The 16,845-nt window shown below is 68.5% G+C and carries 12 protein-coding genes; 11 read left to right on the top strand and 1 reads right to left on the bottom strand.

Features of this window, described 5'->3' with window-relative positions:
* The first annotated feature begins 317 nt into the window (after nucleotides 1-317).
* From ilvC to J2W68_RS11805, 11 genes are all read left to right on the top strand, one after another.
* Nucleotides 318-1,313 carry a ketol-acid reductoisomerase gene (ilvC, locus tag J2W68_RS11855; RefSeq protein WP_310236151.1) on the top strand — a complete coding sequence of 332 codons (996 nt, stop codon included), beginning with the start codon at nucleotides 318-320 and terminating at the stop codon, nucleotides 1,311-1,313.
* Nucleotides 1,313-3,085 (top strand): acetolactate synthase 2 catalytic subunit, encoded by a 1,773-nt coding sequence (gene ilvG / locus J2W68_RS11850; protein ID WP_310236149.1) that lies wholly within the window; start codon nucleotides 1,313-1,315, stop codon nucleotides 3,083-3,085. The genes ilvC and ilvG overlap by 1 nt, the downstream gene beginning before the upstream one ends.
* Nucleotides 3,069-3,305, top strand: coding sequence for an ACT domain-containing protein (locus J2W68_RS11845; RefSeq protein WP_310236147.1), 237 nt, complete (start codon nucleotides 3,069-3,071; stop codon nucleotides 3,303-3,305). Before ilvG ends, J2W68_RS11845 begins: the two co-directional genes overlap by 17 nt.
* On the top strand, nucleotides 3,296-4,225 hold the full coding sequence (locus J2W68_RS11840; RefSeq protein ID WP_310236145.1) for an aminotransferase class IV: 930 nt from the start codon (nucleotides 3,296-3,298) through the stop codon (nucleotides 4,223-4,225). The genes J2W68_RS11845 and J2W68_RS11840 overlap by 10 nt, the downstream gene beginning before the upstream one ends.
* Before the next feature lie 2 nt (nucleotides 4,226-4,227).
* Complete coding sequence (locus J2W68_RS11835; RefSeq protein ID WP_310236143.1) at nucleotides 4,228-5,394, top strand: threonine dehydratase; 1,167 nt, start codon at nucleotides 4,228-4,230, stop codon at nucleotides 5,392-5,394.
* The gene (locus J2W68_RS11830; RefSeq protein ID WP_310236141.1) at nucleotides 5,391-6,932 is read left to right on the top strand and encodes a 2-isopropylmalate synthase; all 1,542 of its coding nucleotides are present in this window, start codon (nucleotides 5,391-5,393) and stop codon (nucleotides 6,930-6,932) included. Before J2W68_RS11835 ends, J2W68_RS11830 begins: the two co-directional genes overlap by 4 nt.
* Before the next feature lie 97 nt (nucleotides 6,933-7,029).
* Nucleotides 7,030-8,457, top strand: coding sequence for a 3-isopropylmalate dehydratase large subunit (gene leuC / locus J2W68_RS11825; RefSeq protein ID WP_310236139.1), 1,428 nt, complete (start codon nucleotides 7,030-7,032; stop codon nucleotides 8,455-8,457).
* Nucleotides 8,457-9,050: a 3-isopropylmalate dehydratase small subunit gene (gene leuD, locus J2W68_RS11820; RefSeq protein WP_310236137.1), complete on the top strand. Its 594-nt coding sequence runs from the start codon at nucleotides 8,457-8,459 to the stop codon at nucleotides 9,048-9,050. Before leuC ends, leuD begins: the two co-directional genes overlap by 1 nt.
* Nucleotides 9,040-10,119 (top strand): 3-isopropylmalate dehydrogenase, encoded by a 1,080-nt coding sequence (gene leuB, locus J2W68_RS11815; RefSeq protein ID WP_310236135.1) that lies wholly within the window; start codon nucleotides 9,040-9,042, stop codon nucleotides 10,117-10,119. Before leuD ends, leuB begins: the two co-directional genes overlap by 11 nt.
* A 105-nt stretch (nucleotides 10,120-10,224) precedes the next feature.
* Entirely contained in the window at nucleotides 10,225-12,063 is a 1,839-nt protein-coding gene (gene ilvD, locus J2W68_RS11810) for a dihydroxy-acid dehydratase (RefSeq protein ID WP_310236133.1), read from the top strand.
* 249 nt (nucleotides 12,064-12,312) lie between these two features.
* Nucleotides 12,313-13,575: an HD-GYP domain-containing protein gene (locus tag J2W68_RS11805; RefSeq protein WP_310236131.1), complete on the top strand. Its 1,263-nt coding sequence runs from the start codon at nucleotides 12,313-12,315 to the stop codon at nucleotides 13,573-13,575.
* 21 nt (nucleotides 13,576-13,596) lie between these two features.
* Here J2W68_RS11805 and J2W68_RS11800 read toward each other — a convergent pair whose 3' ends face one another.
* Complete coding sequence (locus tag J2W68_RS11800) at nucleotides 13,597-16,767, bottom strand: efflux RND transporter permease subunit (protein ID WP_310236129.1); 3,171 nt, start codon at nucleotides 16,765-16,767, stop codon at nucleotides 13,597-13,599.
* Nucleotides 16,768-16,845: the final 78 nt, after the last annotated feature.

Below are 16,845 nucleotides of genomic sequence, written 5' to 3'. Positions count from 1 at the left end.
GAGAGGCACGGGGTTTTTGTTTGGCCCGCCTTCCAGACCTGACCTTCCCTTTTTCTTCGAGTCCGCCATGTACAACAGTCCCGCCCATGCCCGCACGACACCGCACGCGACGTCGCAAAGCGCGGCGCGTATGGCGACCTCGTGTCAGGACACGAGCGGCGATCCCGCATCCGCCACCGCCATCGCGGTGCATCGGACGGCCGGTTGGGACGGGGCGACGCCCTCGACCGCCGGCCGTTTCCACATCCGGGCCACACGCATCGCTGCGTGAACTGCCCGCCCTCCCCTTTCCACCCGCAGATCGGACACCACCACCCATGAGCAATGCCAATCCCTCCATCGCGATCGTCGGCTACGGCAGCCAGGGCCGCGCCCACGCGCTGAACCTGCGCGATTCCGGCTTCGACGTCGTCGTCGGCCTGCGTCCAGGCGGCCCAACCGAACAGAAGGCGAAGGCCGACGGCTTCACCGTCAAGACGCCTGCCGACGCGGTCGCCGACGCCGACCTGGTCGCGGTGCTGACGCCGGACATGGTGCAGAAGCAGCTGTATGCCGACGTGCTGGCGCCGCACATGAAGCAGGGCGCCTGCCTGCTGTTCGCGCACGGCCTCAACGTGCACTTCGACATGATCGCGCCGCGCGCGGATCTGGATGTCGTGCTGGTCGCGCCCAAGGGCCCGGGCGCGCTGGTGCGGCGCGAATACGAGATCGGCCGCGGCGTGCCGTGCATCTACGCCGTGCATCAGGATCCGAGCGGCAAGAGCGAGCAGCTGGCGCTGGCGTATGCCGCCGGTCTGGGCGGCGCGCGCGCGAACATCATCAAGACCACGTTCAAGGAAGAGACCGAGACCGATCTGTTCGGCGAGCAGGCCGTGCTGTGCGGCGGCGCGTCGTCGCTGGTGCAGGCCGGCTTCGAGACACTGGTCGAGGCCGGCTACCAGCCGGAGATCGCGTACTACGAAGTGCTGCACGAACTGAAGCTGATCGTCGACCTGTTCTACGAAGGCGGCATCACCCGGATGCTGGAGTTCATCTCCGAAACCGCGCAGTACGGCGACTTCGTCAGTGGCCCGCGTGTCATCGATGCGTCAGTGAAAGCACGCATGAAGGATGTTCTGACCGACATCCAGAACGGCACCTTCACCCGCAACTGGCAGGCCGAATACGACGCCGGCCTGCCGAACTACAAGAAGTTCCAGCAAGCCGACAAGGACCATCCGATCGAGAAGGTCGGCCGCGAACTGCGCGCCAAGATGACCTGGCTGGGCGAGCAGACCGGCGCGCCGGCACAACCGCAGAGCGAGGCCGCCTGATGAACGGCGCCCGCTGGCTTGTGCAGGCGCTGGAAGCCGAGGGGGTCGACACGATCTTCGGCTATCCGGGCGGTGCGATCATGCCGTTCTACGACGCGCTGCACGGCGCCGCGTTGAAGCACGTGCTGGTCCGTCACGAACAGGGCGCGGCGTTCGCCGCGAACGGGTTCGCGCGTGCCAGCGGGCGCGTCGGTGTCTGCGTGGCGACGTCCGGCCCGGGCGCCTCGAACCTGGTCACCGGCATCGCCGATGCGATGCTGGACTCGGTGCCGATGGTCGTGATCACCGGCCAGGTGGCAACGCCGCTGATGGGCACCGATGCATTTCAGGAACTGGACGTGTTCGGCATGACCCTGCCGATCGTCAAGCACAGCTTCCTGCTGCGCAGCGTCGACGAACTGCCGAATGTCGTCTCCGAAGCATTCCGCATTGCACGTTCCGGTCGTCCCGGCCCGGTGCTGATCGACCTGCCCAAGGACGTGCAGATCGGCGACGCCGCGCATCTGGGCGCACACATTCCATCATTCGCCGACACCATGCCGGCCTGCGCCGACCACGCGCTGCACGAAGCGGCGGCGCTGATTTCGCAAGCCGAACGGCCGGTGGTCTACGGCGGCGGCGGCATCATCCTGGGCGATGCACTGGACGCGTTCCGCGAGTTCGCCGACCTGACCCGGATCCCGACCGTGCTGACCCTACGCGCCCTGGGCGCCCTGCCGCCGACGCATCCGGCCAACCTCGGCATGATCGGCATGCACGGCAGCCGCGCGGCGAACCTGGCGGTGCAGGAATCGGATCTGCTGATCGTCGTCGGTGCGCGCTTCGACGACCGCGCGACCGGCAAGCTGGCCGAGTTCGCGCCGCTGGCGCGCATCGTGCACCTGGACGGCGACAGCTGCGAGATCGGCAAGCTGCGGGCGGCCGACGTGTCGGTCTGCGGCGATATCGCCACCAGCCTGTCGCGCCTGGCCGCGCCCTGCGCGGCGCAGATGCAGGGCCGGCACGCGGCGGCGCGCACGGCGTGGGGCGAGCTGTGTGCACAGCGCCGCGAGCGGTTCGCCGCGCGCTACGACGCGCCTGGTGACAAGGTCTTCGCCCCCGCGCTGCTCAAGCGCATGAGTGAACTGGCGCCCGACGCCGTCGTCGCCTGCGATGTCGGCCAGCACCAGATGTGGGTCGCGCAGCACTGGCGCTTCGACCATCCGCGCAAGCACCTGACCAGCGGTGCGTTGGGCGCGATGGGCTTCGGCCTGCCGGCCGCGATCGGCGCGCAGATGGAAGACCCGACGCGGCGCGTGGTCTGCGTCAGCGGCGACGGCTCATTCCTGATGAACGTGCAGGAGCTGGCGACGCTGAAGCGCTATCGCGTGCCGGTGAAGATCATCCTGCTCGACAACCAGGCGCTGGGCATGGTGCGCCAGTGGCAGGAACTGTTCTTCGAGCGCCGCTATTCCGAGATCGACCTGTCCGACAACCCGGACTTCGCGCAGGTCGCACGCGCGTTCGGTATCCAGGCGCTGTCGGTCGACAAGGCCGCGGATGTCGAAGCCGCACTGGTCGCGCTGCTGGCCGCCGACGGCCCGGCGCTGCTGCACGTCGCCATCGACACCGCCGCCAATGTCTGGCCGCTGGTGCCGCCCAACCACAACAACGCGCAGATGATGGATGCCGACGAGGCCACCTCGCTCGACATCGGCGCATCCGTTGCCCCCGCCGCCGAACCCGTCGCCGCCACGTCCGCCAAGGAATCGAGCCATGCGTTACCAGTTTGAGATGACCCTGCGCCGCGCCGAAGGTGCGCTGGTGCGCGTGCTGGGCACGACCGAACGCCGCGGCTTCCGCCCGGTGTCCTTCGAGGGCGACGCGCACGAGGGCAGCGACCACTGGAACCTGCGCATGACCGTCGAGGGCGATCGCGCCGCGATCGCATTGCAGGGGCAGCTGGCCAAGCTCTACGACTGCCTGTCGGTGGAGGTCTCGCCGTGTCGTTGAACGTCATCGCCGAGGCCGCACCGGCGCAAGCACCATCGATCGCAGACATCACCGCGCCCACGCGTCCGCAGGCCTGGTTCGACGGCGCGCTGTGCGACATCGACGCGCTGCAGGCCGGCCTGACCACGCATGCGATGCACTATGGCAGCGGCGTGTTCGAAGGCATCCGCAGCTACGCGACCGCCGGTGGCGCCGCGGTGTTTCGTCTGCCTGAGCACATGGCACGCATGCGCGAAGGTGCGGCGCTGCTGGGCATGCACTTCGATCCGGCGCAGGCCACCGAGGCCGTGCTGACGACGCTGCGCGCGAACGGCCACCGCGATGCCTACATCCGCCCGCTGGCGTGGTTCGGCGAGGGTGGCTTCGGCCTGGATGTGGAAGGCCACACCGAACATCTGATGGTCGCGACCACCGCGACCCAGGTGCATCTGGGCGGCAGCCGCGCGCGGCTGGGCATCAGCAAGTGGCGCCGCAATCCCGCCGACTCGCTGCCGCCGCTGAAGCTGTGCGGCGCCTACGTCAATTCGATCCTGGCCAAGCGCGAGAGCAAGTCGCGCGGTTTCGACGAAGCGCTGTTCACCGATGCCGCGGGTTTCGTCGTCGAGTGCACCGGCGCCAACGTCTTCATCGTCAAGGCCGGACGCGTCACCGCGGTCCAGCATCGCGATGCGTTGCCGGGCATCACCCGCGACACGCTGCTCACGCTGAGCGGCGCCGAATCGCGCGCGGTCACCGTGGAGGAGCTGTACGACGCCGACGAAGTCTTCGCCTGCGGCACCGCCGCCGAAGTGGCGCCCGTGCATGGCGTCGAGGACCGCAGCTATGGCGACAATCCGATTACCCGTGAACTGGCCGCGCTGTACGCGCGCGTGGTGCGTGGCGAGGCCGAGCACCAGCGCGGCTGGCTGACGGCGGTCTGAGCATGTCCGAGCCCGACGTAAGCCGCGCCCCGCGCGCGACCGCCAGTGACGTACTGGCGGCGCAGGCGCGGTTGCGCCGCCATCTCGACGTGACGCCCATGCATTACGCCGAGCGCTTCGGCTGCTGGCTGAAGCTGGAAAACCTGCAGCGCACCGGCTCCTACAAGGTGCGCGGCGCATTGAATGCACTGATGGCCGCGCGCGAGCGCGGCGACGATCGCACGGTGATCACCGCGTCGGCCGGCAATCACGCGCAGGGGCTGGCCTGGGCCGCGTACCGGCTGGGCGTGCCGGCGATCACGGTGATGCCGAAGAACGCACCCGAGACCAAGATCGCCGGCGTCGCCCACTGGGGCGCGACCGTGCGCCTGCATGGCGAGACCTACGACGAAGCCAAGGCCTTCGCGGCCGAACTGGCCACGCAGAACGGCTTTCGCCTGCTGTCGGCGTTCGACGACATCGACGTGATCGCCGGCCAGGGGACGGTCGGACTGGAGATCGCATCGGTGCTGATGCCGGATGTGGTCATCGTGCCGATCGGCGGCGGCGGTCTGGCTTCGGGCGTCGCCCTGGCGTTGAAATCGCAGGGCGTGCGCATCGTCGGCGCGCAGGTCGAAGGTGTGGATGCGATGGCGCGCGTGCTGCGCGGCGATCATTCGCCGTTCTCGCCCGTGGCGACGCTGGCCGATGGCGTGCGGGTCAAGGACCCGGGACTGCTGACGCGCGCGCTGCTGGCCGATCTGCTCGATGACGTGGTCATCGTACGCGAGGCCGAACTGCGCGAAACGCTGGTGCGTCTGGCGCTGGAGGAACACGTAATCGCCGAAGGCGCCGGCGCGCTGGCACTGGCTGCCGGCCGGCGCGTCGCCGGCAAACGCAAGGTCGCGGTGGTGTCGGGTGGCAACGTCGATGCCGGCGTGCTGGCGCGGCTGCTGTCGGACGTGCGTCCACGCGCCCCGCGCAAACCGCGTCGTCGCCTGCGCGAAACCGCGACCGAGGTGCCGGCCATTGCAGCGGTCGCACCCGCCGCGCACATGGCGACGCCCCGTCGCCGCAACGACCTGTCCGCACACGCGCCGCTGGGTGGCGGCGAACCGCGACTTCGACGCGCGCTGATCGCCCGCACCGAACGCACGCCACACGCCATTGCCGAGGAACTTCCCGCATGACCACCTCCGACACCATCCGAATTTTCGACACCACCCTGCGCGACGGCGAGCAGTCACCCGGCTGCAGCATGAGCCCGCAGCAGAAGGTGGTGATGGCGCGCGCGCTCGATGCGCTGGGCGTCGACATCATCGAGACCGGTTTTCCGGCCAGTTCCGAATCCGACCGCGAGGCGGCGCGCCTGATCGCGCGCGAAGTCCGGCGTCCCACGCTGGCGGTGCTGTCGCGTTGCCTGCCCGCCGATATCGAGGCTTCGGCGCGTGCGCTCGACGGCACTGCGAATCCGCGCCTGCACGTCTTCATCTCGACCAGCCCGCTGCACCGCGAGCACAAGCTGCGCATGAGCCGGCAGCAGGTGCTGGACATGACCGCGACCAGCGTCGCGCATGCGCGCCGGCTGATCGGCGATATCGAGTTCTCGGCCGAAGATGCGACCCGTACCGAAGACGACTTCCTGGCCGAGGTGATCGCCGTCGCGATCGCCAACGGCGCGACCACGATCAACGTACCCGACACACTGGGCTATGCGACGCCCGAGGAAACCCGCGCGCTGTTCCAGCGCCTGATCGACACCATCCCTGGCGCCCGTGACGTGATCTTCAGCGCGCACTGCCACAACGACCTGGGCCTGGCCGTCGCCAACTCGCTGGCCGCCATCGAAGGCGGCGCGCGCCAGGTCGAGTGCACCATCAACGGGATCGGCGAGCGCGCCGGCAACTGCGCGGTCGAAGAACTGGCGATGGCGCTCAAAGTACGCAACGCGTTCTACAACCTGGACACGCAAATCGACACGCGCCGCCTGGTCCCGACCTCACAGCTGCTGCGCCGCCTGACCGGCATGGCGGTCCAGCGCAACAAGGCCATCGTCGGCGAGAACGCATTCGCGCACGAATCCGGCATTCATCAGCACGGCATGCTGCGCCACCGCGGCACCTACGAAATCATGAATCCCTCCGACGTCGGCTGGCCCGATTCGAAGCTGGTGCTGGGCCGCCACAGTGGTCGCGCCGCGGTCGGCCATCGCCTGCGCGCGCTGGGTTACACGCTGGAAGAGGCGCAGCTGGAACAGGTCTTCGCCGCGTTCAAGGATCTGTGCGAGCGCCAGCGCGTGGTCGAGGACGACGATCTGGAAGCACTGATGCACGGCGACGTCGACGGCCAGGGCTGGCGGCTGGCGTCGATGACCGTCAGCGACCGCGGCCAGCGCGCCAGTGCGCAGGTCGAGCTGTCCGATCCCGAAGGCGGCAAGGTCAACGAAAGCGCGCTGGGCGACGGCCCGGTCGATGCGCTGTTCGCCGCACTGGCCGCCGCGACCGGCGTCGAGTTGGCACTGGAGAGCTACCAGGTCCACAGCGTCGGCATGGGGCGCGATGCGCGTGGCGAAGCCAGCGTCAGCGTGCGTCATGGCGAGGACATCCACGAAGGCACCGGCACCAGCCGCGACATCATAGAAGCCAGTGCGCTGGCATGGCTGGATGTCGCCAACCGTATCCTGCGTGGCGCGCGCGCGATTCAGGCGACGCAGGCCGCGCACGCCTGATCATTCTTTCCGTAGGAGCGCGCTCGCGCGCGATGACGCTGTCCCGCGAGTGCCCATCGCGCGCAAGCGCGCTCCTACACGAAATCAAGAGCCAGCAATGACCGCCACCAAGCCACGCACCCTGTTCGACAAACTGTGGGACGCGCATATCGTGACGCCCGAGTCCGAGGCCGCGCCCGCGGTGCTGTACATCGACCTGCACCTGATCCACGAAGTCACCTCGCCGCAGGCCTTCACCGAGCTGCGCGCGCGCGGACTTGTTCCGCGACGGCCGGACCGCACCAAGGCGACGATGGACCACTCCACGCCGACCCTGCCGGCCGATGCCGATGGCCGTCTGCCCTACACCAACGACGCCGCGCGCGCGCAGGTCGAGATGCTGGCGGCGAACTGCGCGCAGTTCGGCATCGAGCTGTTCGACATGGCCTCCGACCAGCGCGGCATCGTCCACGTGATCGCACCCGAACAGGGCTTCACCCTGCCCGGCATGACCATCGTCTGCGGCGACAGCCACACCTCCACGCACGGCGCGTTCGGCGCGCTGGCGTTCGGGATCGGCACCAGCGAGGTCGGCAATGTGCTGGCGACGCAATGCCTGCTGCAGCGGCGGCCCAGGACGATGTCGATCACCGTCGACGGCACGCTCGCGCCCGGCGTCGGCGCCAAGGACGTGACCCTGCACGCGATCGGCGTCATCGGCGTCAACGGCGGCACCGGCCATGTCATCGAGTACCGCGGTTCCACCATCGAGGCGATGGACATGGAGCAGCGCATGACCCTGTGCAACATGTCGATCGAAGCGGGCGCGCGCGCGGGCATGGTCGCCCCCGACGACACCACGTTCGAGTGGATCGCGCGCACGCCGCGCGGCCCCAAGGGGGCCGAGTTCGAAGCTGCGGTCGCCCGCTGGCGCGCACTGCGCAGCGACGACGGCGCGCGCTTCGATGCCGAAGTGCGGATCGATGCGGCCGACATCCGCCCCACGCTGACCTGGGGCACGCATCCGGGCACCGCGATCGGCGTCGACATGCCGGTACCGGCCGCGACCGATGCGGCCGAGCAGAAGGGCCAGGACTACATGCGCGTCGTCGCCGGACAGTCGCTGGCCGGCATGCCGGTCGATGTGGTGTTTGTCGGTTCGTGCACCAACGGCCGCCTGCGTGACATGCGCGAAGTCGCCGACGTGCTGCGCGGCCGCCACGTGTCGGCGGGCGTGCGCATGCTGGTGGTGCCGGGTTCGGAGATCGTCAAGCGCGAGGCCGAGGCCGAAGGCATCGACCGCATCGTCCGCGACGCCGGCGCCGAATGGCGCGAGCCGGGCTGCTCGATGTGCATCGCGATGAACGGCGATCTGGTGGCGCCCGGCCAGCTGGCCGTGAGCACCAGCAACCGCAACTTCGAAGGCCGCCAGGGCCCCGGCGCGCGCACGCTGTTGGCCTCGCCGACGACCGCGGCCTGGGCTGCGGTGCGCGGTGTCGTGGCCGATCCCCGCGAACTGTTCGACGACCGCCGGGAGGTGGCCTGATGTCCGCCGATCACATCCCCGAGTTTCCGGTGCGTTCGGCCAGCGTGGTGCTGGCGCAGACCAATATCGATACCGACCAGATCATTCCCGCGCGCTTTCTGTCGACGACCGAACGCAAGGGTCTCGGCCGTTTCGCATTCAACGACTGGCGCTGGCGCGAGGACGGCAGCGCGAATCCGGACTTCGCCTTCAACCAGCCACACAACGCCGGACGCGCGGTGCTGCTGGCGGGCCGCAACTTCGGCTGCGGGTCCTCGCGCGAACATGCGCCGTGGGCGCTGCGCGATCTGGGCCTGCAGGTCGTGGTCAGCAGCGAGATCGCCGACATCTTCCGGGGCAACGCCTTGAAGAACGGTGTGCTGCCGGTCGTGCTGCCCGAAGCGGTGGTGCAGGACCTGATGACGCGGCCCGACGACATACTGACGTTCGACATCGTCGCCCGTGAGCTGCGCACACCGGACGGCACCGTCCACGCCTTCCCGCTCGACGCGTTCGCACGCACCTGCCTGCTCGAGGGCGTCGACGAAATGGGCTTTCTGCTGGCGCGTGACGCCGATATCCGCCACTACGAGGACACCCACCATGCACGCTGACATCGTCGTTCTGCCCGGAGACGGCATCGGCCCAGAGGTGACCGCGGCCGCGGTCGATGTGCTGCAGGCGGTCGCGCAGCGCTTCGGCCATCAGTTTTCGCTGCACGAACACCTGATCGGCGGCGCCGCGATCGACGCCACCGGCAAGCCGCTGCCCGACGAGACCCTGGCCGCCGCGCGCGATGCCGACGCGGTGCTGCTGGGCGCGGTGGGCGGTCCGAAGTGGTCCGATCCGAACGCCAGCGTGCGCCCCGAACAGGGCCTGCTGGCGATCCGCAAGGCGCTGGGCCTGTACGCGAACCTGCGCCCGACCAAGCCGCATCCGGCCGCGATGGGCGCCTCGCCGATCAAGCCGCATCTGCTGGCCGGCGTCGATCTGCTGGTGGTGCGCGAGCTGACCGGCGGTATCTACTTCGGCGAGCGCACCCGCACTGCCGAGTCCGCCAGCGACCTGTGCACCTACACGGTGCCGGAGATCGAACGCGTGGTGCGCCGCGCGTGCCTGCTCGCGCGCGGCCGCCGCGGCCACGTGACCTCCGTCGACAAGGCCAACGTGCTCGAGACCTCGCGGCTGTGGCGCGATGTCGCCAGCCGCATCGCGCGCGACGAGTTCCCCGACATCACGATCGAACACCAGCTGGTCGATTCGATGGCAATGCATCTGCTGTCGAAGCCGCGCGCCTACGATGTGATCGTGACCGAAAATATGTTCGGCGACATCCTCACCGACGAGGCCTCGATGCTGGCCGGCTCGCTGGGCCTGCTGCCGTCCGCATCACTGGGCGAAGGCTGCGTCGGGATGTACGAGCCGATCCACGGCTCGGCGCCGGATATCGCAGGCAAGGGCATCGCCAATCCCTACGGCACCATCCTCAGCGCTGCGCTGCTGCTGCGTTACTCGCTGGGCCTGTCGCAGGAAGCGGCATGCATCGAACACGCCGTCGACGACGCGCTGGAGGCCGGCGTGTTCACGGCCGACCTGGCGTCCGACGGCACTGCGATCTCGACACGCGAGGCCGCCGCTGCGGTGCTCGCGCGTATCGCGACGCCCGCACGGATCGCCGGATAGCGAGATGGATCGACGCGGCGTGGCGCCACGCCGCCGCGTTCGATCGCCTACAACCACCGTCACACACGCCGCCAGCCCCGCGCCCGCCGCACCTGCGAGTCATCGATGCCCGAGTACCGTTCCAGAACCTCCACCCACGGCCGCAACATGGCCGGCGCCCGCGCGCTGTGGCGCGCGACCGGCATGCAGGACGACGACTTCCACAAGCCGATCGTCGCGGTCGCGAATTCGTTCACCCAGTTCGTGCCGGGTCACGTGCATCTCAAGGACATCGGCCAGCTGGTCGCGCGCGAGATCGAGCGCGTCGGCGGCGTGGCGAAGGAGTTCAACACCATCGCCGTCGACGACGGCATCGCGATGGGCCACGACGGCATGCTGTATTCGTTGCCGAGCCGCGAGATCATCGCCGACTCCGTCGAATACATGGTCAACGCGCACTGCGCCGACGCGCTGGTGTGCATCTCCAACTGCGACAAGATCACCCCCGGCATGCTGATGGCAGCGATGCGCCTGAACATCCCCGTGGTGTTCGTGTCCGGCGGGCCGATGGAAGCCGGCAAGACGGCGCTCGCCGAGCACGGGCTGGACCTCGTCGATGCGATGGTCGTCGCCGCCGATCCGGACGCGTCCGACGAGAAGGTCGCTGCCTACGAGCGCAGTGCGTGCCCGACCTGCGGCTCGTGCAGCGGCATGTTCACTGCCAACTCGATGAACTGCCTGACCGAAGCACTGGGCCTCGCATTGCCCGGCAACGGGTCGATGCTGGCGACACACGCCGATCGCGAGCAGCTGTTCCTGCAGGCCGCGCGCACCGTCGTCGAACTCTGCCATCGCTGGTACGGCGCCGAAGATCCGACCGCATTGCCGCGCGGCATCGCGACCTTCGAGGCGTTCGAGAACGCGATGACCCTCGACATCGCGATGGGCGGTTCGACCAACACCATCCTGCATCTGCTCGCCGCGGCGCAGGAGGCCGAGGTCGCCTTCGATCTGCACGATATCGACCGCCTGTCACGGCGCGTGCCGCAGCTGTGCAAGGTCGCGCCCAACATCCAGACCTATCACATGGAAGACGTGCATCGCGCCGGCGGCATCGTCTCGATCCTCGGCGAACTCGCGCGCGGCGGCCTGCTGCATGTCGACCAGCCCACCGTGCACAGCCGCACGCTGGCCGATGCCATCGCGCGCTGGGACATCACCGTGACCGGTGACGAGGCCGTGCGCACATTCTTCAAGGCTGGCCCCGCCGGCATTCCCACGCAGACCGCCTTCAGCCAGGCCACGCGCTGGGACACGCTCGACGATGATCGCGCCGGCGGCTGCATCCGCGATGTCGCACATGCGTATTCGCAGGAAGGTGGCCTCGCCGTGCTGCGCGGCAACCTCGCGCCCGATGGCTGCGTGGTCAAGACCGCGGGCGTGGACGTGTCGATCCACGTATTCGAAGGCAGCGCGAAAGTCTTCGAAAGCCAGGACGCCGCGGTGAAGGGCATCCTCGCCGACGAGGTGCAGGCGGGCGAGGTGGTGGTGATCCGCTACGAAGGCCCGAAGGGCGGTCCAGGCATGCAGGAAATGCTGTATCCGACGAGTTACCTGAAGTCGAAAGGCCTCGGCAAGCACTGCGCGCTGCTGACCGACGGGCGTTTCTCCGGCGGCACCTCGGGCCTGTCGATCGGCCATGCATCACCGGAAGCGGCGGCCGGCGGCACGATCGGCCTGGTGCGCGATGGCGACCGCATCCGGATCGACATTCCGCAACGGCGTATCGACCTGCTGGTCGACGACGTCGAACTGGCCGCACGTCGCAACGCGCAGGACGCGCTCGGCTGGAAGCCTGCGCAGGCGCGTCCGCGCAAGGTCACCGCGGCGCTCAAGGCCTACGCGCTGCTCGCGACCAGCGCCGACAAGGGCGCGGTGCGCAATCTGGCGATGCTCGGCGACTAGACCCCACCCCGCAGCGGCCGCGAACGCGCGCCTTGCGCGGCGGCCCGTCGCATGACAGGCCCAGGCCGAGCGCATGCCAGCGCCTGCGCCGGCCCGTCCGACGAACGGCATGCAATCCGCTCAAGTCGCAGCATGCCCAGCCGACAGTGTGGAGGACACGCCGGCATCCGCCGCGCGTGCACGTGTGTGCGATCGACGCCGCCTGACACGTCGCCCCGCGCCCCGCCTCCGCCAACGAGCCGCCGCCCGATGCATCGCACGATCCGCGCCGACCAGCTTCTTCCGGGAATGTATGTCCATCGCGTGGCGGGCGCCTGGCTGGACTCTCCGTTCTGGCGTCGCTCGTTCATCGCGGATGCCGAGGCGGTCGCACGGATCCGCGCCAGCGGCGTGCCTGAACTGGTGATCGATGTCGAACTGGGGCTTGTGCCTGCGGAGTCGGCGTCGAGCCCGCCCGCAGACCCGGCCTGCCCACGCAAGGACGTGACTGCCCCGCCCGCATCACCCCCAGACCCGTCGCTGCTCACCGCGCCTGCGCCAGCCGCCCTTCGCGCGGCCGGGACGGCTTCGCCGGCCACCAGCTTCGAGACGGAGGTCAGGAACGCCCGCCAGCTGCTGGAGTCCGGCCGGGCACTGGTGGAGGCGATGTTCGGCGAAGCGCGCCTCGGCCGCGTTGTGGATACCGATGTGGCCACGCCGTTGATCGACGCGTTGTGCGACTCGGTGCTGCGCAACCCGCACGCACTGGTCAGCCTGGCGCGACTGAAGACGGCAGACGCCTACACCTATCTGCATTCGATGGCCGTGGCCGGCCTGATGGCCACGCTGGCCGGGCGCCTCGGCCTGCCGGAGGACGCCGTCCACGCGGCTGCCAAGGGCGGGCTGCTGCACGACATGGGCAAGGCGGTGACACCCGCGCATGTGCTCAACAAGGCCGGCAGCCTCACCGACGAAGAGCAAGGCGTGATGCGCAGCCATCCCGAAGACGGCCATCGCCTGCTGGTCGAGAGCGGCATGGATCATGCCGCGGCGCTGGACATCGTCCTGCATCATCACGAGAAGATGGACGGCAGCGGTTATCCGCACGGCCTGAGTGGCGACGGCATCTCGCAGATGGCGCGAATGGCAGCGGTATGCGATGTCTATGATGCGATCACGTCCGACCGGCCCTACAAACGCGGCTGGTGTCCGGCGGAGTCGCTGAAACGTATGGCGTCGTGGAGCGGGCATTTCGACCCGGTGATCTTCCAGGCCTTCGTCAAGAGTGTGGGCATCTATCCGATCGGTACGCTGGTACGTCTGCAGTCGCAGCAGCTGGCGGTCGTGATCGAGCAGGCGCCGGCAGCTTTGCTGAAGCCGCGCGTGCGGGTGTTCCATTGCGCGCGCCGCAAGGCGCGCGTGCTGATCCGGGATCTCGACCTGTCGTTTGCCGGCTGCGACGACCACATCGTGCAATCCGAGGCGCCGTGCGACTGGGGCCTGCGGGATCTGGAGAAGCTCTGGCTGCCCTGACCGCCTGCGCCGGCGCGCAGGTCACGCGCCCGGCGGCGATTCGTCCTTGCGCACCTTGAACCACGCCGCATACAGGGCCGGCAGAAAGGTCAGTGTCAGCAGCGTCGCGACGGTGAGACCGCCCATGATGGCGACCGCCATCGGGCCGAAGAACACGCTGCGCGACAGCGGAATCATCGCCAGGATCGCGGCGAGTGCGGTCAGCACGATCGGGCGGAAGCGGCGCACGGTGGCATCGATCACCGCGTCCCAGCGCGCGTGGCCGGCCGCGATGTCCTGCTCGATCTGGTCGACCAGGATGATCGAGTTGCGCATGATCATGCCGGCCAGCGCGATCGTGCCGAGCATCGCGACGAAGCCGAACGGCACCCGGAACACCAGCAGGAACAGGGTCACGCCGATCATGCCCAGCGGCGCGGTCAGCAGTACCAGCGCCGTGCGCGAAAAGCTGCGCAGCTGCAGCATCAGTAGCGACACCACGACCAACAGGAACAGCGGCAAGCCGGCCTTGATCGAATCCTGGCCTTTGCCCGAATCCTCGACGGTGCCGCCGGTCTCCAGGCGGTAGCCGTCCGGCATCGACTCGCGGATGCCGTCAAGCGCCGGCAGGATCTGCGCCACCACCGTCGGCGGCGTCACGTCACCGCGGATGTCGGCGCGCACGGTGATCGTCGGCAGGCGGTCGCGGTGCCAGATGATGCCGTCCTCGAACGTCGACTCCAGCCGCGCGACCTGCCCCAGCGGCACCGATTGCCCGTTCGACGTCGGAATCGCGAGGCTCTCGAGCATGTCGAGCTGGCCGCGTTCGTCATCCGGCCCGCGCATGACGATGCCGATCAGTTCGTTGCCCTCGCGATAGGTGCTGATCTGCAGACCCGACAGGGAACTCGACAGAAACTGCGCAAGATTTTGCGAACTCACGCCGAGCACGCGCGCGCGTTCCTGGTCGACGACCAGCCGCACGATGCGGGAGGGTTCGTCCCAGTCCAGATTGACGTTGGCGACGTTCGGATTCGCCCGCACCTGTTCGGCGATCGCATCGGCAATACCGCGTACGCGCTCGACGTGCTCGCCCGACACGCGCAGCTGCACCGGATAACCCACCGGCGGACCGGTCTCGAGCCGCGTCACGCGCAGCTGCAGATCAGGGAACGTCGGTGCCACCTCGTCGGTCAGCCAGATGCGGATGCGCTCGCGTGCCTCGACGTCGGTCGTGGTCACGACGAACTGGGCGAAGTTGGCCTGCGGCAATTGCTGGTCAAGCGGCAGATAGAACCGCGGTGAGCCGGTGCCCACGTAGACCACGCGGTTGTCGACGCCTTCGCGGTCTTCCAGCAGCGCGTCCAGGCGCGCGGCAGCAGCCTCGGTGGCGCGCAAGGAACTGCCTTCGGCGAGTTCGACATCGACCATCAGTTCCAGCCGCGTCGAATCGGGGAAGAACTGCTGCGGCACGAAGCGGAACAGCAGCAGCGACGCGACGAACAGGGCCACCGTCACACCGATGACGATCCAGCGATGGGTCAGCGACCAGTCCAGCAGGCCGCGGAAGCGCCGGTAGAACGGGCGCTGGTAGGGATCGTGGTCGTGCGCGTGCGGATCCCTGGGCGCCAGCGCAAACGCGAAGGCCGGCCAGCGGTCTGCCGCGCGCGCGCGCGTGTCGCGCCAGCGCGCTGGCAGCGAGCCGGGACGCGGCGGCTGCGGATTGGCCAGATCGGGCAGCATCTTCTCGCCCAGCAGCGGAATGAACAGCACCGCGGCGATCCACGACACCACCAGCGCGATCGTCACCACCTCGAACAGCGAGCGCGTGTACTCGCCGGTACTCGATGCCGCAGTCGCGATCGGCAGGAAACCAGCCGCGGTGACCAGGGTGCCGGTCAGCATCGGGAACGCGGTATGTGTCCACGCGTAGCTCGCTGCCGCGAGCCGGCTGTCGCCCTGCTCCATGCGGATGGCCATCATCTCCACCGCGATGATCGCGTCGTCGACCATCAACCCCAGCGCGAGCACCAGCGCGCCGAGCGAGATCTTGTGCAGGCCGATGTTGAACTGGTCCATCGCGATGAACGTCATCGCCAGCACCAGCGGGATCGACACCGCGACCACGAGTCCGGTACGGAAGCCCAGCGACACGAAACTCACCAGCAGCACGATGATCACCGCCTCGGCGAGCACCTTGACGAACTCACCGACCGAATCGCGCACCGCGCGCGGCTGGTCGGACACCTTGCGCAGTTCCATGCCGGCCGGCAGTGTTTCCTGCAGCCGCGCGAACTCGGTTTCCAGTTGCTTGCCGAGCCTGAGGATGTCGCCACCGTCGTGCATCGCCACCGCGATGCCGATCGCGTCCTCGCCCATGAAACGCATGCGCGGCGCGGCGGGGTCGGCAAAGCCGCGTTCGACGGTCGCGATGTCGCCCAGACGCACGGTGCGGTCGCCGGCGCGGATCGGGAAATCGCGGATCGCATCGACCGATTCGAACGCGCCGTCGACGCGCAGCTGCACGCGGGCACTGTCGGTCTCGAAGAAGCCCGCGGGCACCAGCGCGTTCTGTTCCGACAATGCCTGCTGCACGGCGGCCATCGGAATGCCGAGCGTCGCCAGCCGTGTATTGCTGACTTCGATCCAGACCTTCTCGTCCTGCAGGCCGACCAGTTCGACCTTGCCGACATCGCTGACCAGTTGCAGTTCGCGTTGGATGCGGTCGGCGTAGTCCTTCTTGATCGCGTAGTCGAAACCCTCGCCGGTCAACGCGTAGATATTGCCGAAGGTGTCACCGAACTCATCGTTGAAGAACGGGCCGACGATGTCCTGCGGCAGCGACGGCCGCAGATCGGCGACCTTCTTGCGTACCTGGTACCAGAGATCGGGAATTTCGCTCGAGCGCATCGAATCGCGGGCAAAGAAGATCACCTGCGATTCGCCGGGCCGCGAATACGAACGTACGAACTCGTAGTCGCCGGTTTCCATCAGCTTGCGCTCGATGCGCTCGGTGACCTGCTGCGACACCTGCTCGGCGGTCGCGCCCGGCCACTGGGTCTGGATGACCATCGCCTTGAAGGTGAAGGGAGGATCCTCGGACTGGCCGAGACGGCCGTAGGAGAAGATGCCGGCAATCGCGACGACCAGCATCACGTAGAGCACCAGCGTGCGGTTGCCGAGCGCCCATTCGGAGAGGTTGAAGCGGGTCATGAGCACACGCCCTGTAGGAGCGCGCTCGCGCGCGATGTGGCGGTCCCGCAGAAGGCGTCGCGCGCAAGCGCGCTCCTA

Source organism: Luteimonas terrae, from assembly GCF_031457535.1.
Classification (GTDB): domain Bacteria; phylum Pseudomonadota; class Gammaproteobacteria; order Xanthomonadales; family Xanthomonadaceae; genus Luteimonas; species Luteimonas terrae_A.
This window is presented reverse-complemented; position numbering and strand designations above follow the sequence as displayed.